At 74.4% G+C, this 19,671-nt stretch carries 20 protein-coding genes and 1 tRNA gene; 7 read left to right on the forward strand and 14 right to left on the reverse strand.

What is annotated here, in order from left to right; all coding sequences use genetic code 11:
• Nucleotides 1-139: 139 nt before the first annotated feature.
• The gene (locus IE305_RS04310) at nt 140-844 is read left to right on the forward strand and encodes a hypothetical protein (protein WP_190127986.1); all 705 of its coding nucleotides are present in this window, start codon (nt 140-142) and stop codon (nt 842-844) included.
• A gap of 37 nt (nt 845-881) precedes the next feature.
• Entirely contained in the window at nt 882-1,304 is a 423-nt protein-coding gene (locus IE305_RS04315; RefSeq protein WP_190127987.1) for a secondary thiamine-phosphate synthase enzyme YjbQ, read from the forward strand.
• A 32-nt stretch (nt 1,305-1,336) separates the two neighbouring features.
• Here the strand turns inward: IE305_RS04315 and IE305_RS04320 are convergent, their stop codons facing one another.
• From IE305_RS04320 to IE305_RS04335, 4 genes are all read right to left on the reverse strand, one after another.
• On the reverse strand, nt 1,337-2,263 hold the full coding sequence (locus IE305_RS04320; RefSeq protein ID WP_190127988.1) for a D-alanyl-D-alanine carboxypeptidase family protein: 927 nt from the start codon (nt 2,261-2,263) through the stop codon (nt 1,337-1,339).
• A gap of 117 nt (nt 2,264-2,380) precedes the next feature.
• Nucleotides 2,381-2,887 (reverse strand): Lrp/AsnC family transcriptional regulator, encoded by a 507-nt coding sequence (locus IE305_RS04325; protein WP_190127989.1) that lies wholly within the window; start codon nt 2,885-2,887, stop codon nt 2,381-2,383.
• Nucleotides 2,888-2,987: 100 nt separating this feature from the next.
• Entirely contained in the window at nt 2,988-4,490 is a 1,503-nt protein-coding gene (locus IE305_RS04330; protein ID WP_190128218.1) for an FUSC family protein, read from the reverse strand.
• Nucleotides 4,491-4,711: 221 nt separating this feature from the next.
• Complete coding sequence (locus IE305_RS04335; RefSeq protein ID WP_190127990.1) at nt 4,712-5,692, reverse strand: helix-turn-helix domain-containing protein; 981 nt, start codon at nt 5,690-5,692, stop codon at nt 4,712-4,714.
• 110 nt (nt 5,693-5,802) lie between these two features.
• Between IE305_RS04335 and IE305_RS04340 the strand changes: the two genes are divergently transcribed.
• Together IE305_RS04340 and IE305_RS04345 are read left to right on the forward strand one after the other, a co-directional pair.
• Entirely contained in the window at nt 5,803-7,044 is a 1,242-nt protein-coding gene (locus tag IE305_RS04340) for an alpha/beta hydrolase (RefSeq protein ID WP_190127991.1), read from the forward strand.
• Nucleotides 7,045-7,088: 44 nt separating this feature from the next.
• The gene (locus IE305_RS04345) at nt 7,089-8,150 is read left to right on the forward strand and encodes a lactonase family protein (RefSeq protein WP_190127992.1); all 1,062 of its coding nucleotides are present in this window, start codon (nt 7,089-7,091) and stop codon (nt 8,148-8,150) included.
• Nucleotides 8,151-8,217: 67 nt separating this feature from the next.
• On the opposite strand, the gene IE305_RS04350 is transcribed toward IE305_RS04345, so the two are convergent.
• The 8 genes from IE305_RS04350 to IE305_RS04385 all read right to left on the reverse strand — a co-directional run bounded on the left by IE305_RS04350 (nt 8,218) and on the right by IE305_RS04385 (nt 15,966).
• The gene (locus IE305_RS04350; protein WP_190127993.1) at nt 8,218-9,183 is read right to left on the reverse strand and encodes a sirohydrochlorin chelatase; all 966 of its coding nucleotides are present in this window, start codon (nt 9,181-9,183) and stop codon (nt 8,218-8,220) included.
• Between the two features lie 117 nt (nt 9,184-9,300).
• Nucleotides 9,301-10,314, reverse strand: coding sequence for an N-acetylglucosamine kinase (locus IE305_RS04355; protein WP_190127994.1), 1,014 nt, complete (start codon nt 10,312-10,314; stop codon nt 9,301-9,303).
• A 29-nt stretch (nt 10,315-10,343) separates the two neighbouring features.
• Entirely contained in the window at nt 10,344-11,021 is a 678-nt protein-coding gene (locus IE305_RS04360) for a uracil-DNA glycosylase (RefSeq protein ID WP_190127995.1), read from the reverse strand.
• Between the two features lie 82 nt (nt 11,022-11,103).
• Complete coding sequence (gene fabI / locus IE305_RS04365; RefSeq protein WP_190128219.1) at nt 11,104-11,892, reverse strand: enoyl-ACP reductase FabI; 789 nt, start codon at nt 11,890-11,892, stop codon at nt 11,104-11,106.
• A 56-nt stretch (nt 11,893-11,948) separates the two neighbouring features.
• Nucleotides 11,949-13,334, reverse strand: coding sequence for an MFS transporter (locus IE305_RS04370; RefSeq protein WP_190127996.1), 1,386 nt, complete (start codon nt 13,332-13,334; stop codon nt 11,949-11,951).
• 96 nt (nt 13,335-13,430) lie between these two features.
• Nucleotides 13,431-14,549, reverse strand: coding sequence for a fatty acid desaturase family protein (locus IE305_RS04375; RefSeq protein WP_190127997.1), 1,119 nt, complete (start codon nt 14,547-14,549; stop codon nt 13,431-13,433).
• A gap of 184 nt (nt 14,550-14,733) precedes the next feature.
• Nucleotides 14,734-14,898, reverse strand: a complete 165-nt coding sequence (locus tag IE305_RS04380) for a hypothetical protein (protein ID WP_190127998.1) — start codon at nt 14,896-14,898, stop codon at nt 14,734-14,736.
• A 69-nt stretch (nt 14,899-14,967) separates the two neighbouring features.
• Nucleotides 14,968-15,966 carry a bifunctional lysylphosphatidylglycerol flippase/synthetase MprF gene (locus tag IE305_RS04385; RefSeq protein ID WP_229890511.1) on the reverse strand — a complete coding sequence of 333 codons (999 nt, stop codon included), beginning with the start codon at nt 15,964-15,966 and terminating at the stop codon, nt 14,968-14,970.
• 172 nt (nt 15,967-16,138) lie between these two features.
• Between IE305_RS04385 and IE305_RS04390 the strand changes: the two genes are divergently transcribed.
• The 3 genes from IE305_RS04390 to IE305_RS04400 all read left to right on the forward strand — a co-directional run bounded on the left by IE305_RS04390 (nt 16,139) and on the right by IE305_RS04400 (nt 18,002).
• Nucleotides 16,139-16,231 (forward strand) — tRNA-OTHER (locus IE305_RS04390).
• 288 nt (nt 16,232-16,519) lie between these two features.
• On the forward strand, nt 16,520-16,999 hold the full coding sequence (locus tag IE305_RS04395) for a hypothetical protein (RefSeq protein WP_190128000.1): 480 nt from the start codon (nt 16,520-16,522) through the stop codon (nt 16,997-16,999).
• 229 nt (nt 17,000-17,228) lie between these two features.
• Complete coding sequence (locus IE305_RS04400) at nt 17,229-18,002, forward strand: AfsR/SARP family transcriptional regulator (protein WP_229890513.1); 774 nt, start codon at nt 17,229-17,231, stop codon at nt 18,000-18,002.
• A 166-nt stretch (nt 18,003-18,168) separates the two neighbouring features.
• Here the strand turns inward: IE305_RS04400 and IE305_RS04405 are convergent, their stop codons facing one another.
• Both IE305_RS04405 and IE305_RS04410 read right to left on the reverse strand, forming a co-directional pair.
• Nucleotides 18,169-19,389: a beta-ketoacyl-[acyl-carrier-protein] synthase family protein gene (locus tag IE305_RS04405; protein ID WP_190128002.1), complete on the reverse strand. Its 1,221-nt coding sequence runs from the start codon at nt 19,387-19,389 to the stop codon at nt 18,169-18,171.
• Nucleotides 19,389-19,619, reverse strand: a complete 231-nt coding sequence (locus IE305_RS04410) for an acyl carrier protein (RefSeq protein WP_190128220.1) — start codon at nt 19,617-19,619, stop codon at nt 19,389-19,391. The genes IE305_RS04405 and IE305_RS04410 overlap by 1 nt, the downstream gene beginning before the upstream one ends.
• Nucleotides 19,620-19,671: the final 52 nt, after the last annotated feature.

Here is a 19,671-nt window from a genome sequence, read left to right on the forward strand (position 1 = left end):
CACGCGTGTCGGGGGCGCTCGCCCCCGGCCGCAAGCCCCCGATTGCTTCTCTGCCTGGTGGCCCGCCCCTCGCCCGGGGGACGGGCCCGGGGGTGCAATGGCCGGAACTCGGGGGGCCGGGCGAATCGGGGGACGGGACATGAGCGGTGGGACCGGGGGCGAAGGACCGGACACGTCCGGGCGCGGGTACGGACCGGCGTGGATCGCCGTGGCCGGGACCATCGTCGCGGCCGTCGTGGGAGCGTGGGCGACCCTCGCCTTCTCCGACCGGGGCGGAGGGCACGATCACGACGACGTCACCCCCACCGCCTCTGCCGATGCCCTCGTGGGCGGTACGGGCGGCGGGGGAACGGAGAGTGCACCGCCCCGCAGGGTCTCGCCGTCACCCGACCCGGCCGACGAACCGACGCGCACCGCCTCGCCGTCGCGGGCGCCGTCGGCCAAGGCACGGTGGACGGGCCTGGTCACCCTTCCGCTGAGCCTGAACCAGGCCTCGGACGTCGGAGCCGACGTCGACGGGAGCAGCCCCGGCCGCCTGGTCGGCGTGGACGACGACCTGCGGGGCGACTTTTCCGCGTCGGCCAGCGTCGTGGTGATGAGCGGTCGCGCCGCGGAGGCACCCGGGAGCGCCACGGAACTGAGCCGGGCCGAGTGCGTGCGGCGGCTGCCCGGCGGGGTACCGACGCAGCCCGTCTGGGTGCCCCTCACCCGCGGCAACAGCAACGCTGTCTCCGGAACGTACTGCTTCACCACCACCGGCGGGCGTGTCGCGGCCTTCGAGATGGTCTCGGCCTCGTTCCCGCTGCCCGAGAAGGTCACGGTGCAGGTCGTGGTGTGGGACTGATACGGGGCCCGGCCCCGCGGGGCGGGAAGATGGAACCATGACCGACACCTTCCACACCCGCGTCCTGGACATCACCACCGGCTCCACCGAGCGCGTGTACGACCTCACGCGCGACTGCGAAGCGTTCCTGCGCGAGGCCGCCGGCGGCCGGGACGGGCTGCTCAACGTCTTCGTGCCGCACGCCACGGCGGGCGTGGCGGTGCTGGAGACCGGGTCCGGCAGCGACGACGACCTGCTCGCCGCGCTGCACGACCTGCTGCCCGCCGACGACCGCTGGCGCCACCGGCACGGCCACCGCGGCCACGGCCGTGACCACGTCCTGCCCGCCCTCGTCCCGCCGCACGCCACGCTGCCCGTCATCGGCGGCCGGCTGGAGCTGGGCACCTGGCAGTCGGTGTGCCTCGTCGACACCAACGTCGACAACCCCGACCGCCAGGTGCGCCTGACCTTCCTCGGCTGAATCCGGCCGGCCCGGCCGAGGAGCGCCCGGCGTCAGTCCTTCTGGGCCGACGGCGGCAGCGTGCGGAGCGTCACCTTGGTCTTGGTGTCGAACGCCCAGTCGAGCATCTTCGTCGCGTCCGGGTAGCGGTTCGTGGCGTCGTTGAGGATGACGCCGACCACCGTGCGCTTGCCGCGCTCGGCGGCGAACACCAGGCACGGCCCGGCGGCCGTGCCGGTGCCCGTCTTGATGCCCACGGCACCCTTGTACGAGCCGAGCAGCTTGTTCGTGTTGTACCAGGTGTAGAGGCGGTTGACGTTCTGCGCCTTCTGCCGGGTGCTGGCGGACTTCACGACCGTGCCGAACGTGGTGTTGGCCATCGCGTGCCGGGCCAGGGCGGCCAGGTCACGGGGCGTCGTGTAGTTGTCGCCGCGCTGCGATATGCCGTCGAACGAGTCGTACCGGGTGTTCTTCAGGCCCAGCGACGCGGCCTTCTGGTTCATCTTGCCGATGAACGAGGCGGTCCGGGCGGCCTCCGTGCTGCCGGTGCCGAAGGTGTCGGCGAGCGCGTAGGCCGCGTCGCAGCCGGACGGCAGCATGAGCGCGTACAGCAGCTGCCGCACCGTCATCTGGTCGCCGGTGCGCAGGTCCGCGGTGCTGGCGCCGGTGCGGACCACGTAGTCCCGGTAGGACTGCTTGATGGTGACCTTGCGGTCCAGGTTGACGCCCTTGGTGTCCAGCACCGTCACCGCGGTCATGATCTTGGTGGTGCTGGCCATCTGCCGCCGGGTGTCCGCGGCCTTGCTCCACAGCGCCTTGTTCTTGCCGCTGTCGAGCAGGAACGCGCCCTGGGCGGATATGCCCGACGGACCGCTCGCGGCCTGGGCGGCCGTCGCCGGGAGGGCGACGGCGAGGGCCGAGGCCGAGGCGACCGCCACGACGCCCCACCGGCGCACGGGTCTTCTGCGGCTCCGTTCCATGTGTACCTTCTCTCGCGTGGGAATGAGCGAGCCGATGATCGCATCGGTGCATTCCCGCGGAGAAGCCGGGGCGGCCTTGCCCGACGGGCCGTCAGAACGACCTTCGAAACGACCTGGTTACCGGGGGTCCGTCCCCTCGGGGGCGGACCGGCGGGCGGCGGCCCGGCCCACCGCCTCCACCAGCGGTTCCATGCGGTAGGGCACGCGCTCGCGCAGCACCATCTCGGTACGGGTGCGCACCACGCCCGGCAGCTGCACCAGCCGCTGGATCACGTCCTCGAGGTGCGCGGCGTCCCGCGCCACGACGCGCGCCATCAGGTCGCCGCCGCCCGTTATCGAGAACGCCTCGATGATCTCGGCCACGCCGCCCAGGCCCTCGGCCACCGTGTCCAGGTGCCCCTGGGTCACCTCGATGTGCACGAACGCCAGCACCGGATGGCCCAGCGCCGCCGGCGACAGCCGCGGCCCCGTCCCCGTGATCACACCGTCCCGCTCCAGCCGGTCCAGCCGGGCCTGGAGCGTGCCCCGGGCGATGCCCAGCAGCCGCGCGTACTCCCGCGCGCTCGTCCGCGGCTGCTCCAGCAGCAGCCGCAGGATCCGCGCGTCGAGCGCGTCCACCGCCATGGGCCATCCGCTCCCTCGGGCTCGCTGTCGGGGGCCTCGAACTGTACCAATGGCCCACCGGCGGCCCCGTGCTGCGGCACGTCCCCGGACGGGGTGCGGGTCAGGCGCCGGCCAGCGGCCTGCCCGACCCCAGCAGCGGGGCCGCCAGCTCCGCGAGCTCCCGCTCCAGGTGGTGCAGGTGCGCCAGGGCCCGTTCGGCGCCCGGGTGGTGCGCCGGCGCTGCCGGCTCCACGGCGCGCGCCGGGGCCTCGGTCTCCGCGGCCACCGGGACGAGGGCGTGCAGCGCCTCCTCCACGCGCCGGCAGGCCGCTGTCAGCCGGGCGTCGTGCGAGGCGTCGGGGTCCGCGGCGACCTCGGCCAGGCCGCGCGCCTGCCGCGCGCACTCGTCGAGCCGCGCGATGACCAGTGCCGCCCGCTCCTTACGGGCCCGCAGCGGGCTGAGGGGGTGCAGCAGCGGCGCCACCGCCACCCGCACCCGGCCCAGGACGAGCTCCAGCTCGGCCACGTGCGGCGACGGGTCGGCGGCCTCGTCGCCCGCCAGCCGCCGCGCCGACTCCGCGGTGCAGCGCCGCACGGCCAGCAGGGCGCGGTGGATCCACGCGTCGGTCGCGGCGTGCGTCGTCACCGGCAGCACCGCCACCACTGCGATCGCCGCACCGAAGGCACCCACCAGCGTCTGCTCCAGGCGCAGCGCCAGCAGCCCCGGGTGCAGCACGCCCAGCAGCCCGTAGAGCAGCCCCGCCATCACGGTGACGAAGAACATCATCCAGCTGTACGACGGCGCCGCCGTGTAGAAGATGCCGAACACGCAGGCCGCCACCAGCAGCACGGTCGGCAGCGGGGCACCGTGCAGCGGCACCGCCACCAGCAGCCCCACGCCGATGCCCGCCAGCGTGCCGACCACGCGCCGGAAGCCGCGGACGAGCGTCTCGCCCCGCGACGCGGTGTTGACGAAGATCCACCAGGCGGTGCCCACGGCCCAGTACCAGCGCTCGCCCGAGACCAGCTGCCCCACGCCGAGCGCGAGCCCGGCCGCGACCGTGTTCTGGACCGCCAGCCGCGTCGTCGGCCGGGCCAGCCCGCGGGCGGCCAAGGGAGCCGGCGCGGCCGGCGGCGGCGTCCGCCGCTCGAAGCACCACAGCCCGAAGCGGACCAGCGAGGACGCGGCCAGGGCCAGCAGCATCGCCCCGTACAGGACGGGCAGCTGCTCCGGCACGGCCCGCAGGAACTGCGCCATGAAGAACATCATGAACGCGAAGATCCCCAGCGCCTGGCCGCGCGGGCCCCAGCGCCGCACGTACACGCCGCCGAGCACGATCGCGAGGAACGCGCCGTCCCGCGCCAGGGCCTGCCCGTGCAGCGCCGTCGCCAGCGCGAGCACGGGGAAGCCCACGACGGGCAGCAGCGCGGTGGTCAGGCCCTGCGCGGGGACGCGCGCGTCGGTGACGGTGAAGAGGGCGAGCAGCGCGGCGAGGCCGCCCGCGACGGCCGCGGGGAGCGCGTGCGTGACGAGGCCGCTCACCGCGACCGCCAGGCCCACTCCGAGCACGGCACGGGCCGCGCTGCGCAACCGCAGCCGGCCCGGGTCCGCGACCACGAACATCCTCTTCAGCAACGCGCCCCCCTGTTCCGTTCGGCAATGGGTGTCCGGCATGACAAAGGCGCCGCGGAGATCCGCAGCGCCATCGACCCCTCCATGAGACCATCACCCGGCGTTTGGCTCAAGAGAGACCCGGAACACTGGGCCAATGGCCCACCTACCGCGCGTACGGCTGCGCCACGAGCGAGCCAATGGCCCCTCCCGGTGGCCCTTACCGCCGGTCGTCACCCCAGCCGGCCCACCAGCAGGCCGCCCAGCGCCGTCCGCCGGTGCACCACCGACCGCCCCGCCCGCACGCTGTCCACCAGCCCCGCCCCGCGCAGCGCCGCCGCGTGGGCCGAGGCCGTGGCCGCGCTGACGCCCAGCCGCCGGGCCAGCCCGCCCGTGGTGTGCTCCTCCGCCAGCACCAGCAGGACACCCAGGCGCGTCCGGCCCAGCACCGCGGCCAGGGCGTCCTCCGTGACGTACGGCCCGTCGGGCCCCGGCGGCAGCCCCCGCCCGGCCGGGTACGTCACGTGCACCGGCCGGCCGGGCACGTCGGACAGGAGCGGGTGCCCCGTCCAGTGGAACGTCGGCACCAGCACCACCCCGCGGCCGGCCGGGACCACCTCCCGCTCCTCGGGCGACGGCAGCTCCCAGACGCCCGCGGCCAGCCGCGCCCCGGGCACCAGCCCGGCGAGCACCGCCCCGGTGCCGTGCTCCGCCACGGCCAGCGCGTACCGCGTGAACTCCTCCCGGTGCAGGTCCTGCACCACCGGCCACACCGGGCGCACCACCGCCTCGAACGCCGCGTGCCGGGCCCTGCGCAGCTGCTGCCACGCGTCCTCGTCGCCCCGGTGCAGGGCACGCACCCACGGCGGTACGGGCCCCGCGTGGCCGGCGTACACACGCTCGATCTCGCCGCGGACCAGCGCCGGCTCCGTCTCCCGGGCGGCGTCCAGGGCCGCCGCGAGACCGTCGCGGAACTCGTCGAGGAACAGCGGGGCCCGCCCGCCCGGGACCAGATCCCCCAGCGGCTCCATGGCCGCCGGCAGCGCGCGCAGCACCCGCTGCCGCCACCGCCCGGACAGCAGCCCGGCGGAGGGGGAGACGGCCGCGGGCAGGAACAGCATGCTCAGCGCCGTGTTCAGCTCCTGCAGCGGAGCCGGCCGGGGCGCGAACCTGACCCCGGCGACGTCCTCGGCCCCCAGCCGTATCCGGATCACCCCGCACCACCTCACCCCGCGGCGCAGCACACCACCGCCTGCCGCGCCATCCTTTCGGCCAGGGCCTCAGAGATCGCCCGGCCGCCCCGCCCCGCGCCAGCATGCCCGGCATGAACCGCAGAGACTTCCTCGCCGCGACCGCGCTCTCGACCGCCGCCCTCCTGACGACCGGTCAGCCTACGTCCGCCGCCGCCCGGACCCGCACCACCGGCCCGGTGACCCCGCTGCTGCCCGCGCCCACCGGCCCGTATCGCGTCGGCGCCACCGCCCTCCACCTCGTCGACCGCACCCGGCGCGACCCGCTGGAGCCGGGCATCCCCGTACGCGAGCTGATGCTGACGGTGCACCACCCCGCCCGCGCCACCACAGGACACCCGCCCGCCCCCTACATGACCGCCCGCGCCGCCACGTCCTTCGCGGAGTTCCAGCCCGCCGCCCACCCCGGGCTGCCCGCCGCCGGCGTGGACTGGGCGGGCCCGCGCACCCACGCGTACGCCGGCGCTCCCGTGCTGCCCGGCCGGTGGCCCGTCCTCCTGTACAGCCCCGGCGGCGGCGACCCCCGCACCCTCGGCACCGCCCTCGCGGAGGACCTGGCCTCCCACGGCCACGTGGTCGTGACCGTCGACCACCCGGGCGACGCGTGCGGCGTCGAGTTCCCCCGCCCCGCGCCGCCGTACCGGACCGGCGTCCTCCGGGAGAGCGTCCTCCGGGGCGACCCGCGCACCGACCCCGCCCTCTTCCGCACCCTGATCGACGCCCGCGTCGCCGACCTCCGCTTCGTCCTCGGCCGGCTGGAGGACTGGGCGGCCGGCCACGGCACCGACGCCGACGGCCGACCCCTGCCCGCCGGGCTCGGCCGCACGCTGGACCTGCGGCGCACGGCCGCCTACGGGCACTCCGCCGGCGGCACCGCCGTCGCCCAGGCCCTGCACGAGGACCACCGGCTGCGCGCCGCCGTGAACCTGGAGGGCTTCCTCGACCACCCCACGGGCGAGCTGTTCCCCGTCGCCCGCGACGGCGCGGACCGGCCGCTGCTCCTGCTGGGCACCGACGGCTTCGCCGGCCGTACGGAACGGGACCGGTCCTGGCAGGCCGCCTGCCGCCGCTCCCGCGGCCACGCCGTCCGGCACGAGCTCACCGGCACCGCCCACTGGGTCTTCACCGACCACGCCGCCTTCGCGCCCCGGCTCCAGGCCGCCGGCCTGATGACTGCCGAGAGCCGCGCCGCCCTGGTCGGACCGCGGGACCCCGCCACCACCGTCCCCCTGGTCCGCGGGCTGGTCCGCGCCTTCCTCGCCCGGCACCTGGCCGCACCACAGCGCCCACGGGCCACCACGGCACCGGGCGTGTAGCGTCGGACCGACCGCGGACACGGGTGTGCGAAGGGGAGAACGGCATGACGGACGGCGGCGGACAGCGGCAGCGCTGGGCCTACATCGGCTCGTTCACGCAGGCGGGCGGCCCCGGGCTGACCGTCGCCCGCGTCACGGACGGCACCGGCACGCTCACGCCCGTCCACCGCCTCGCCGGCGACACCCTCCCCAACCCCTCCTACCTGGCGCTCTCACCCGGCCGGGGCGTGCTCTACGCAGTGAGCGAGACCGACGAGGGCGCGGCCGCCGCCTTCTCCCTCGCCGACCCGGCGCGCCCCGAGATGCTGGGCGCCCCCGTGCCCGTACGCGGCGACGGGCCCACCCACCTCGCGGTCGCCGGGTCCGTGCTGCTCACCGCCAACTACGGCTCCGGCAGCGTCAGCGTGCTGCCCGTCCGCACCGGCGGCGCGCTCGGCGCGCCGGCCGCCGTGTACCCGCACCGCGGCTCCGGGCCCGTCACCGGTCGCCAGGCCGGGCCGCACGCCCACGCCGTCGTACCCGACCCCTCCGGGCGCTGGGTGCTCGCCACCGACCTCGGCACGGACACGGTGTGGATCTACGCGATCGACCCGCTGAGCGGCCTGCCGGTACCGCACGGCCAGGCGCGGCTGCGCCCCGGCAGCGGCCCCCGGCACCTGGTCTTCCACCCGCGCGGCGACCGCGCCTACGTCCTGAACGAGCTCGAGCCCACCCTGACCGTGTGCCGCTGGGACGCGGACACCGGGACCCTGGAGCCCGGCGCCGTGACCCGGGTGGTGCCCGACGGCGCCGCGGACCCCACGTACCCGTCGGCACCCGTGATCTCCGCCGACGGCCGTCTGCTGTGGGCCGCCAACCGCGGCGACGACAGCATCGCCACCCTCGCCCTCGACGCCGCGGGCGACACCTGCGAGCTGCGCTCCACCGTGTCCTGCGGCGGCCACTGGCCGCGCGACCTGACGGCCCATCCGGACGGCGGCGTGCTCTACGCGGCCAACGAACGCTCCGGCGACGTCACCTGGTTCACCGTCGACCCCGGTACGGGCCTGCCGTCCCGCGGCGGCACGCTGCGGCTGCCCGCCGCCTCCTGCGTGGTCCTGGCCTGAACGTGCCGGAGGGGCCTCCGCGGTGCGGAAGGCCCCTCCCGGGATGCGCGCGACGGCACGCGGCACGTCAGCGGACCGGTGTCCCCTGCGGTGCGGGCTGCGGGGTGATGCCCAGCACCTCCGCGTACTTGGCCAGCACCAGCTTGCCGATCGCCGGGTACGAGCCCAGCGGCTCGGCGGCCTCGCAGCCGGCCTCCTTCGCCGCCATGTCGACAAGGCTGCCGTCCACCTCCGGGCCGACCAGGCACGGCGCGAGCGCCAGCTGGTGCGAGCCCGAGGAGCGCAGCTGGTCGGCGGCGCGGGTGATCGCGCCGTCCTCGTCCAGCGCGGCGGCCAGCACCGGCACCGCCAGGCGGGCCGAGAGCAGCATGCCGGTGATGCCGGCGGCCTGCACGGCCTCCTCGCCGCCGACCGTCGCCAGCACGATGCCGTCGGCGGCGGTCGCCACGGTGAACAGGCGCGCCCGGTCGGCACGGGCCAGGCCGGCCTCCGACAGGCGCACGTGCAGCGCCTCGGCGAGCAGCGGGTGCGGGCCGAGCGCGGCGGTCAGCTCGCCGGTCGCGCCGCTGTTCATCAGCGACTGGCGTATCCGGCGCAGCGCGGCGCTGTCCGGCCCCGCGAGCAGCGGGACCACCACGGCGTCGGGCGCCCGGTCCCAGGCCGCGAGGGCCTCGGCGGCGGCCTCGTCGCCCGCGGCGGCGGCTTCGCGCGCTTCGCCGGTGCGAGCGGCGCGCTGCGCGGCGGCGTGGCCGAGGACGGCCTCCAGCGCGGGGAAGCCCTCACCGGCGTCGGCCTCGGCCGCGTCGACGTAGCCGACGCGCGCGTCGAGGCCGGGGAGCTCGGAACGGGCGATGCTGAGGATCTCCTCGGCGGTGCGACGCATGGTCAGGTCGGGCGTCCCGGGCACGGCGAGCACCAGCGGGGGCGCACCCGCCGGAGCGACCACGGGCTCGGGCCGCCGGTGCCGCCCGGGCTGGCGGGGGCGTGGCATTCGTACTGGCAGGCCGGACGCGGGTCCTGTGGGGGAGCTCATGGCGCCGCATGTTAGCCGTTCATAGGACTTCGACGTTCGACTGGGGGTAACTGGACAAGGTCTGTCCGGTTTTATTCGTTCACTCCTACGAGACCTCTCCGAAGGGCCCGGAAGTGATCAGCGGACGACGCACAGCAGCGTGCCGTCCACCGGCAGGGCCAGCCGGCCGGCCGCCAGCGCCGCGGCCACGTGCAGGGCGCCGTCGAGCGGGTCGCCCGCGGCCGGCACGCAGCGTGCGTACGGCAGTTGCTTCCGCAACTCCTCGCGCACCGGCCCCAGAAGCGGCTCGCCGACCCGGAACAGCCCACCGGTCAGGGCCACGTCGGCCACGTCGTGACTTCCCTTACTCCCGCGCCGCGGGCACGCCGCGGCCGCCGCCCCGGCGATGTGGCCGGCGGCGGCCCGCAGCACGCCCGCCGCGACCGGGTCGTGGGCCGCGGCGCAGCGGGCCACCTCCGGGGCGAAGGACGCCAGCACGGCGGGGCGGTCCGGGCGCGGGTACAGCCGGGCCGGCAGCCCGGCCACCGGCCCGAACAGCGCCTCGGCCCGTTCCAGCAGCGCGGCCGAGCCGCCCGTGCGCCCGTCGTACGCGCGCAGCGCCGCCTCCAGGCCGGCCCGGCCGATCCAGGCGCCGCTGCCGCAGTCGCCGAGCAGGTGGCCCCAGCCGTCCACGCGCCGCCAGCCGCCGCCGGGCGTCAGGTCGGTGCCCAGCGCCACGAGGCCGGTACCCGCCGCGACGACCGCGCCGGGGCGCGCGCCGAGCGCCCCCGCGTACGCCGTCACGGCGTCGGAGGCCAGGGCGAGCAGGGGCGCGCCGAGTTCGCGGTGCAGGGCGTCGGGCAGCAGCGCCCGCAGCTCCTCGCCGAGCGTGGCCATGCCGGAGGCGCCCACGCAGACCGCCGCGCAGGGGGCCGCGGTGCCGGACTCGGCCAGCAACTCCCGGGCCAGCGGCAGCACCTGGCCGAGCAGCCCGCGGGCGTCCATGCCGCGCCCGGCCGTCGCCACCGGCACCGTCGACGTACGCACCCGCACCGGCCCGCCGTCCCCGGCGTCCAGCGCCACGCGCACCCCCGAACCCCCCGAGTCCACGCCCAGTACGGGCCGGCCCCCGTGCCCCGTCGCGTCCGCCATGACCGGGCACCCTACCGCCGGGCGGCCCGTCAGGGCAGACGCCAGTCCACCGGCGCGGAACCCTGCCCCAGCAGCAGGTCGTTGACCCGGCTGAACGGCCGCGAGCCGAAGAAGCCGCGGTCGGCCGACATGGGGGAGGGGTGCGCCGACTCGACGCAGGGCACGCCGCCCAGCAGCGGCCGCAGATTGCGGGCGTCCCGCCCCCACAACACCGCCACCAGCGGCTTGCCCCGGGCCACCAGGGCGCGGATCGCCTGCTCGGTGACCTCCTCCCAGCCCTTGCCGCGGTGCGCGGCGGGCCGGCGCGGGGCGGTGGTGAGCGCCCTGTTGAGCAGCAGGACGCCCTGCCGCGTCCACGGTGTGAGGTCGCCGTTGGACGGGCGGGGCAGTCCCAGGTCGGTGTTGAGCTCGCGGAATATGTTCTCCAGGCTTCCGGGCAGCGGCCGGACCTCCGGCGCCACCGAGAAGCTCAGGCCGACGGCGTGGCCGGGCGTGGGGTACGGGTCCTGTCCGACGACGAGCACCCGTACGTCGTCGAACGGCTGCTGGAAGGCGCGCAGCACGTTCGGGCCCGCGGGCAGGTAGGTCCGGCCCGCGGCGATCTCGGCGCGCAGGAAGTCGCCCATCGCGGCGATGCGCCCGGCCACCGGCTCCAGCGCCTTGGCCCAGCCCGGTTCGACGATTTCGTTCAACGGTCGTGCAGCCACGGAGCGTCACCCTAGTGGGTCGGCTGCGGGTCCGTCGACTCGCGTCAACAGGAGGGCGGGGAGGGGGCCGCGAGGGGGACGCTCATGCGCCCGTCGAGTGGACCCCGCCGTCCACGTGGACGATCTCGCCCGTCGTGGCGGGGAACCAGTCCGACAGCAGCGCGGCCACCGCGCGGCCGGCGGGGGAGGGGTCGGTGGCGTTCCAGCCGAGCGGGGCCCGGTCGGGCCAGAGCGTGGCGAGGTCGTCGAAGCCCGGGATGGACTTGGCCGCCATCGACTTCAGCGGGCCGGCCGCCACCAGGTTGCAGCGCACGCCGCGCGGCCCGAGGTCGCGGGCCAGGTAGCGGTTGACGGACTCCAGCGCGGCCTTGGCCACGCCCATCCAGTCGTAGCGCGGCCACGCCACCTGCGCGTCGAAGGTCACGCCCACCAGCGACCCGCCGCGCGGCATCAGCGGCAGCAGGGCCGTGGCCAGCGACTTGTAGGAGTACGCGGAGACCTCGACGGCGCGCGAGACCGCGTCCCAGCCGGCGTCGAGGAAGGAGAACACCTCCTGCGGGCCGAAGGCGATGGAGTGCACCACGCCGTCGAGGACGGCGTCCCCCGCCTGCCGGTCGCCGCCCTGGAAGTGCCCGCGCACCGCGTCCGGCAGCGCGGCCAGGTGGTCCGGGTCGGTGACGTCCAGCTCGACGACGGGCGCCGGTTTGGGCAGCCGGGCCGCTATGCGTTCGACGAGGGCGAGCCGGCCGTAGCCGGTGAGGACGACGTCGGCGCCCTCCTCCTGGGCCGTGCGGGCCGCGTGGAAGGCGATGGAACTCTCGGTGAGGACGCCGGTGACGAGGACGCGCTTGCCGGCGAGGATGCCGCTCATGGTGATCATCAGTCCTGTTCGGTCGGGAAGGCGGGTGGGTGAAAGGGAGGAGGGCGTCAGTGGCGGTCCACCGACTCGCCCGTCGTGCGCTCGCCGAGCAGCAGCACGCTCAGCGCCAGCAGGGACATCGCGGCGGCGATCACCACGAACAGCGGCCCGGCGCCGTACGCCTCCAGCACCGGCAGCAGGGCGAACGGCAGTGCCGCGGCGCTGAGCTTGGACAGCGAGTAGGCGAGGCCGGAGGCCGCGGCGCGGATCGCCGTCGGGTACTGCTCGGCGAGGTAGACGTGGGAGACGTTGGCGAAGACGTTGCTGACGAGCGTGTAGCAGAACCCGGCCAGGATCAGCAGCGCCGGCGAGGCGGCGTAGGCGAAGCCGAGGCCGGTGACCACCATCGCCCCCGCGGACAGGGCCACCAGCGTCCTGCGCTCGACGCGGTCGATCACCGGCAGGGACAGCGCCGAGCCGATGGGGTAGCCCAGGAACGACAGGGCGGTGAAGCCGAGGCCGGCCACGACGTCGTAGCCCTTGGCGGCCAGGATCTGCGGCGCGAGCGAGCCGAAGCCGTAGTAGCCCACCACGGACAGCACGCACACCAGCCACAGCATGACCGTCCGGCGGCGGTACGGGGCCTGGAGCACCGTCCGTATCCGCGGCGGCTCCACGGGCGCGGAGGGAGCGGCGGCGGTCGCGGCCGGGGCGGACGCCTCGGCGTACGGCCGGGCGGTGCCCGCCGGGATCTGGGCCTCCATCCGGGCCACGAGCCGTTCGGCCTCCTCGTGCCGGCCCACCGCCGCCAGCCAGCGCGGCGATTCGATCAGCTGCCGGCGGAGCACCCACACCACCGCCGAGCCGAGCGAGCCGATGACGAAGAGCCAGCGCCAGCCGTCCAGGCCCAGCGGGCTGCGCGGGACGAGCCACAGCGCCGCGAAGCCCACGGCGGGCACCCCGCAGAAGGCGATGGTGTAGGCCCAGGCGGTGTACCGGCCGCGCTTGGAGGCGGGCAGGACGTCCGCCAGGTAGCAGTCGGAGAGCGACTGCTCGGCGCCGATGCCGATGCCCGCCAGGAAGCGCGTGGCGATGAGCCAGGCGGCGTTCGGGGAGAAGGCGCCCAGCAGCGAGAAGCCCGAGTAGAGGGCGAGGTTGACGAGGAAGGCGCGCCGCCGGCCGTACCGGTCGGCGATCCGGCCCAGCAGCAGCGAGCCGATGAACTGGCCGATGAACGCCGACGCCAGCACCAGCTTGAGCGTGGTGGCGCCGAACGCGAAATCGTTCTGGAGGACCTTGGAGACGGTCCCGGAGAGGTTGTTCTCGAAGGTGTCGAAGAGCAGGCCGATGCCGACGACGCCGGTGAGCCGGCGGTGCATGGGGGTGATCGGCATCCGGTCGAGCCGGTCGCCGACGGACGGCGCGACCACGGGGCGGACGGTGGTGGTGGTCATGGTGTTCCCGGGGAGGAGGGCGTGCGGGGGCGGGGAGCGGGAGGAGGGGCCGCCGGCCGGGCGCACCGGCCCGGCCGGCGGCGGCCCTCCCGGTGGCTAGGCCACCGGCAGGCCGTCGCGGCCCACCTCGCCCCGCCGGATCGGGGCGCTGACCTCGTGCAGGTACGAGGCCACCTCGCGGTAGGAGGCCCAGAACCCCACCTCGTGGTAGGGCACGCCGCGTTCCGCGCAGTACTCGCGGGTCAGCTCCCGGGCGCGGGCCAGGTGCTTCTGCGGCATCGCGGGGAACAGGTGGTGTTCCACCTGGTAGTTGAGGCCGCCGTAGAGGAAGTCGATCAGCCGGGAGGGGCGGATGTTGCGGGAGGTGAGGACCTGGCGCTCCAGCCAGTCCAGCGTCTCCTTCTCCCCGTCCCGGACGGCCATGCCCTTGTGGTTGGGGGCGAAGATCAGGCCGAAGTACACGCCGAGCGCGGCCTGCTGCACCAGGATGAAGGCCACCGCGAGCAGCGGCGACAGCAGCCAGAACACGGCCGTCAGGTAGATCGCCACGCGCAGCACGAGCAGCGTGGACTCCAGCACCGGGCGCTTGGTCCTGCCCTCGGCTATCGACTTCACCGCGGTCTTGTGCATCTTGAACGACTCGAGCGTCAGCAGCACGAAGAACAGCACGCTCTGGTAGCGGACCACGAAGCGCTGGCTCCCCTTGCGGGTGGCGTACTGCTTGAGGTCGAAGATGACCGTGCGGCGCCCGATGTCGGGGTCCATGTCGAGGTGGTTGGGGTTGCTGTGGTGACGGTTGTGGTGGTTGACCCACCAGCCGTAGCTCACCCCGTTGACGAAGTTGGCGTGGAAGTAGCCGACGATCGAGGCGGCGGTCTTGTTGCGGAACATGGCCTTGTGGCCGGCGTCGTGCCACATGAAGGCCGACTGGCCGCCGCACAGGCCCATCCACAGCGCCACCAGCAGCTGCCACCACGAGTCGCCGAGCAGCACGAAGGCGGCGATGCCGGCGACCAGCAGCGAGGTGTTGAGCGTCAGCCGCCACGCGTAGTAGCGGGGATCGAGATCGAGCAGCCCCTCGGCCTTCACGCGCTTCAGCAGCTCGGCGAAGGTGGCCGAGGCGCCGGTGCGCTGCTGCGGGGCGGGGGTGGCACGGTGGTCCCGGAGCGAGGTGACGCCCCCGGGACCGGTCGTGCTCGGATGTGGAGATCGCATTTTCGGTGCTCCCGTGGGAAAAGAGGCGCCCGGTCGTGCGCGGTGCGCCGCATTCGGCCGGCATTCGCCGGACCGCACTCCGGGCGGACAGTTGCGGCGAAGCCTTTCGCGCCGTGCTGATATGTCGCTGATGCTGGGCTGACCGGTGAATGCGGCGGTGCGTACCGCACCGGTGCGGCCGGGTTCAGGCCGCGGCGTGCCGGCCGGTACTCAGCCGGCCGTCGAGCGCGCGGACGACCTCGTCCGCCTCGCGGGCGAGTTCTTCGTCGTCCGGCAGTCCGATGATGCGCATCAGGTAGTCCACCATCGACTGCCGCAGGGCGTCGGTACCGCTCTCCCGGTGGGTCATGGCCGCCTCCTCGTGGGCGAATGTGGAAACCTCTTCGAATACAGGTGTGTGCAGAACGCGTGGGGGCGATCAGAACGCGTTGCAGGCGCGGAAGATGTGGGCGAACGAGGCCAGCGACGCCTGCCCGTCGAAGGCGACGTATTCCGGCAGCAGCGCGTCCGGCGCCCATTTCTGCTTGTAGGCCAGCTGGGTCTGGGCCGGGTACAGCGCCTCGCCGTGCTCCCACAGGAAGTGCATGAGCCACTGGAACGCGGGGCTGTGCCCGGGCAGTTCATTCGCCTCGTCCAGGCCGGTGAAGGGGGTGAAGCCGAAGTGCAGCCACTCCACGCCCTCCTCCCGGAACCGCTCGATGGCGTGCGCGTTGATGGCCTCCATCAGCCCCGGCGAGCCGCTGGGGATGCGGCGGCTGAGGTCGTGCATCCAGCCGGCGCGGCTGCCGTAGACGGGGGAGTACGAGATGTAGGCCACCGGCGCGCCGTCGATCGTGCCGACGAACAGCCGCCGGTGCTGCTGGGCGTCCCCGCCGAGCTGGCCCACCAGGAACTCCAGCGGCCGGGCCTGCTCGCCCTTGGAGCCGAGCCAGGCGTTGTCGATGGCCTCCAGCGCGGTGTGGTAGTCGCCGGCCGGCACCTCGGCGATCTCCAGGCCGTTGCGCAGCGCCCGGGAGATCTTGTTGCGCAGCTGGACGAACCGGCCGCCGCGCAGCGAGAACTCCGGCAGCGAGACGGCCCAGGAGGCGCCGATCTGGTTGACCGTGAAGCCCTGCGCGGCGTACCGCTCGGCGTCGTGGCGCTGGAGCTGCACGCCGACCAGCCGCAGCCCCTGGCCGCGGACGTGCTCGGTGAAGCGGCGCAGCAGGGTGTCGTACGTCTCCGGCGCGGCGAACGGGCCGCCGAGCTGCACCGCGAAGCGGCCCGTCGTGCGGTAGACGATCACGCCGTCGGCGCCCGGGGTGGTGAACACGCTGTTGCCGCTGTTCAGCGTGAGGAACGAACTGGAATTCTCTGCCTGGGTGTGTGTGCGGACGGCCCGGAGAACCGGGTTCTCCGCGGTGGCGGTTGCGGACACTCGATGTCCCCTTCCCAATGAATCGCGGTGGGGAGAGTAGAGCATGGACCGGGCGGCGCCGGAAAGTGACGGATGATGATTTCTCTTTGTGTCAGTGGTGCGTCAGCCGGGTATCAGAGCGGGCTGTCAGTCTGGTTCTCGTGAACGGCACGGAAGAACGGGCCGGGAACGAGGAGAGGTGCCCGGAGTGGCTTATCGGGGACCGGAGCCCAGGCTCTTGGTCGGGTCGGTGCGGCCTGCGCAGGTTCGAATCCTGCCCTCTCCGCCGAAAGGCCGTGGAAGCACGGCGCGAAATACGCAGAAGAATTGACCACCGAGAGGTGCGAAGGAATTCATGGACGTGGGGCGGGCGTAGTGCGGCGGAATTCTCCGCCGGGTGCGCCGGTCTCGTGCGGCTGCCCCTCACCCGGCTTTCCCCCGGGCCGGTGAAGGGCGTGACGTCTCGGCGGGTCGTATGCACGGATACGGCCCGCCGGGACTTTTTTGTGGCCGCGTGGCCGCGGCGGCACCGTCCCGGATGCCGTCCGCCTCGTTCCCCCGTCCGGGAGTTCCCGTGGACACCAGCGAACTGGACCGCGCGTACCAAGAGTTGCTGACCGCCGCCGAGTCGCTCGGCGCGGCCCCGGCGCTCTCCGAGGCCGGCCGTACCGCGGCCGACTGGCTGCTCGTGCACGTCGCGCTCACCGACGACATGCTCGCCCGCGCCGCCGGCGCCCTGCTGGCCGACCGCGCCGCGTGCGTGGACAACGCGGCGGCCATGTCCCGGGTGGTCATCGCCCAGACCGTGGCCGCCACCACCTACGCCGAACGTCTAGCACTCGTCCGGCAAAGTGCTGAGCGTTTACTGGGCCTGTTGGGGGAGTTGCCCGCGGCCTCGGCCGGCGCCGGAGTCCGGGTCCGCCTGGTGGACCGGGCCGGCCGTGAAGTCTTCGACGACGAGTTGTGCTGGGCCGATGTCCTCCTGACGCGGGCCCGTGACCATCTTCCGGGCCACGTCAGGACGTTGCGCGCGGTCGCGGCCGGCCACGGCTGAGGCGTGCGCCACCCCGGGTCGCCGGTCTCCGCGGCCCGGGGGGATGGTGAAAAAATACCGTCGTGAAGTAATATTTTGAGTGAGGGTCCTGCCAGGGGGGTGAGGACCAGTGCGCCGTGTGCTGCGAGCCGAGCGACGTGTGTCCGTCAACACGAGCAACACCACCCTCATCCAGTGCACAGAGCGGCAAAGGGAGACAGTCGTGCTGAGCTTCTCGATACTCGGAGCCTTGGAGATCCGCACCCCGCGTGGGCCGGCAGAGATCCCCGGAGGGCTCCAACGCACCCTCGTCCAGGCGTTGTTGGTCAGCGAGGGGCAGGCCATCGCGGGGGACACCCTCATCGACGAGATGTGGGGGGAGTCCGTGCCGGAGAACGAGGCCAACGCCCTGCAGGCGCACGTGAGCAGATTACGGAGGCGGCTGAAGGACCTGGAGCCCGAACGGCCGGCCTCCCGCCTGAGCATGCACCCCTCGGGCTACCGCCTGGCCGTCGCCTCCGGCGAACTCGACGCCGCCCATTTCGTCGCCCTGGTCAAGCAGGCCGAGGTGGTCAGCGCCACCGACCCCGGTGAGTCGGCCGCCCTGACCCGGGCCGCCCTGTCCATGTGGCGCGGGCCGGTCTTCGGCGGACACGCCGGCGGATCGGTCTGCCAGACGGCGGCGGCGCGGTACGAGGAGTACCGCATGCGTGCCCTGGAGCTGTTCTTCGACGCCGAACTGCGGGCCGGCCGCCACTCGGCCATCCTCGCCGAGCTGCACGAGGCCCACGCCGGCAATCCGCTGCGCGAGTACTTCTGCGAACAGCTCATGATCGCGCTGTACCGCTCGGGCCGGCAGGCCGACGCGCTGGACACCTACCGGCGCATGTGGCACCGCCTCTCCGAGGAGCTGGGCGTGGAGCCCTCGCCGTCCCTGCGGCGCGTGGAGCACGCCATCCTCTCGCACCACCCGGCCCTCAGCACGGTGGGCGACGCGCGCTCCGCCCTGCTGGAGACGGTCTGAGCCGCGGCGGCGTCCGGTCGTCACGACGAGGCCGGTGGGTGGGGAGGGGACGGACCGCTGGTCCGTCCCCTCCCCACCCACCGGCCTCGTCCCATGTGGGTGACGGGCGCATGCCTTCGCCCCCTCCCCGGCCACGGCCGGAAAGGGGGCGAAGGGCCCCGGCGGGTCATGCGGCCGCGATGGCCAGCACCACGTTCTGCCCGCCGAACCCGCAGGAGTTGCTGAGGGTCAGGTCGGTGCGGACCTCCGTGGGGGTGTCGGCGACCTTCACCTCCACCCGCGGGTCGAGCACCGACAGGTTGGCCGTGGGCGGTACGACCCCCTGCTCCATCGCCAGGACGGAGAACGCGGCCTCCACCGCGCCGGCCGCGCCCAGCAGGTGCCCGGTGACGCCCTTGGTCGAGGTGACCAGCGGGTCGGAGGTGAGCACCCGCTTGAGCACCTTGGCCTCGGCCAGGTCGTTGAGCGGGGTCGAGGTGCCGTGGGCGTTGACGTGCCCCACGTCCCCGGTGCCCGCCCCGGCGTCCGCCAGGGCCGCCCGCATGGCGTCCTCCACACCGGTGCCCTCCGGGTGCGGGCTGGTCATGTGGTGGGCGTCCGCGGACGCCCCGTACCCCACGATCCGGCCGCGCACCCGGGCCCCGCGGGCCCGCGCGTCGGCCACCCGCTCCAGGACCAGGACGCCCGCCCCCTCGCCCGCGACGAAGCCGTCGCGGTCGGCGTCGAAGGGGCGGGACGCGGCGGCGGGGTCGTCCTCGCGCTTGGAGAGCGCCCCCATCTGCGCGAAGCCGGCCATCACCAGCGGCGTGATCATGGCCTCGCTGCCGCCGGCCAGCACCACGTCGCACCGGTCCAGCGCCAGCAGGTCGCGCGCCGTGCCGATGGCGGTGGCGCCCGAGGCGCAGGCGGTGGCCACCACGAGGTTGGGGCCGGTGGCCCGGAACTCGATGGCGGTCTGCCCCGCCAGCATGTTGGGCAGCTGCATGGGCAGCAGGAGCGGCGAGACGCGGGTGGCCCCGCTGTGCCGCAGCACGTGGTGCTGTTCCTCCACCGTGCCCGGCCCGCCGTCGGCGCAGCCGAGCACCACCCCGACCCGGGCGCCGTCCCAGGTCGTGGGGTCCAGCCCGGCGTCCTCGATCGCCTCCCGGGCGGCCACCAGTGCGAACTGCACGAAGCGGTCGAGCCGGTGGGCCCGGCGCGCGCCGAGCAGTTCGTCGGGCCGGAAGTCCGGCACCCGGCAGGAGATCCTTACGGGATTGTCCTCCAGGGCGGGGTCGAGCGCGGCGGCCGACCGGCCGCCGCACACCGCCGCCCAGCTCGGCCCGACCCCAATGCCGCCCGGGGTGACCAGGCCGAGCCCGGTGACAGCGACATCGATGCCGGCCATCAGACCTTGGCGCTCCGCTCGTCCATCAGGGCGACCATGTCGCCGATCGTCGGGGCCTCCAGCAGCTCGTCGTCGCTGATCCTGATGCCGAGCTCCTGCTCCAGCACCAGCGACAGCTCGACGACGGCCAGGGAGTCGAGCTCGAGGTCCTCGTGCGTGGCCTCGGGCACCACCTGGTCCGGCGTCACCTTCAGCTTGTTGACGAGGATGTCCTTCAGTTGCTCCAGCATGGCGGACATGGGGTCTTCCCTTCGTGGGTGTGCGTTCGCTCGGTTGTGCTTC

Origin of the sequence: Streptomyces mashuensis (assembly GCF_014654785.1) — a bacterium.
GTDB classification, from domain to species: domain Bacteria; phylum Actinomycetota; class Actinomycetes; order Streptomycetales; family Streptomycetaceae; genus Streptomyces; species Streptomyces mashuensis.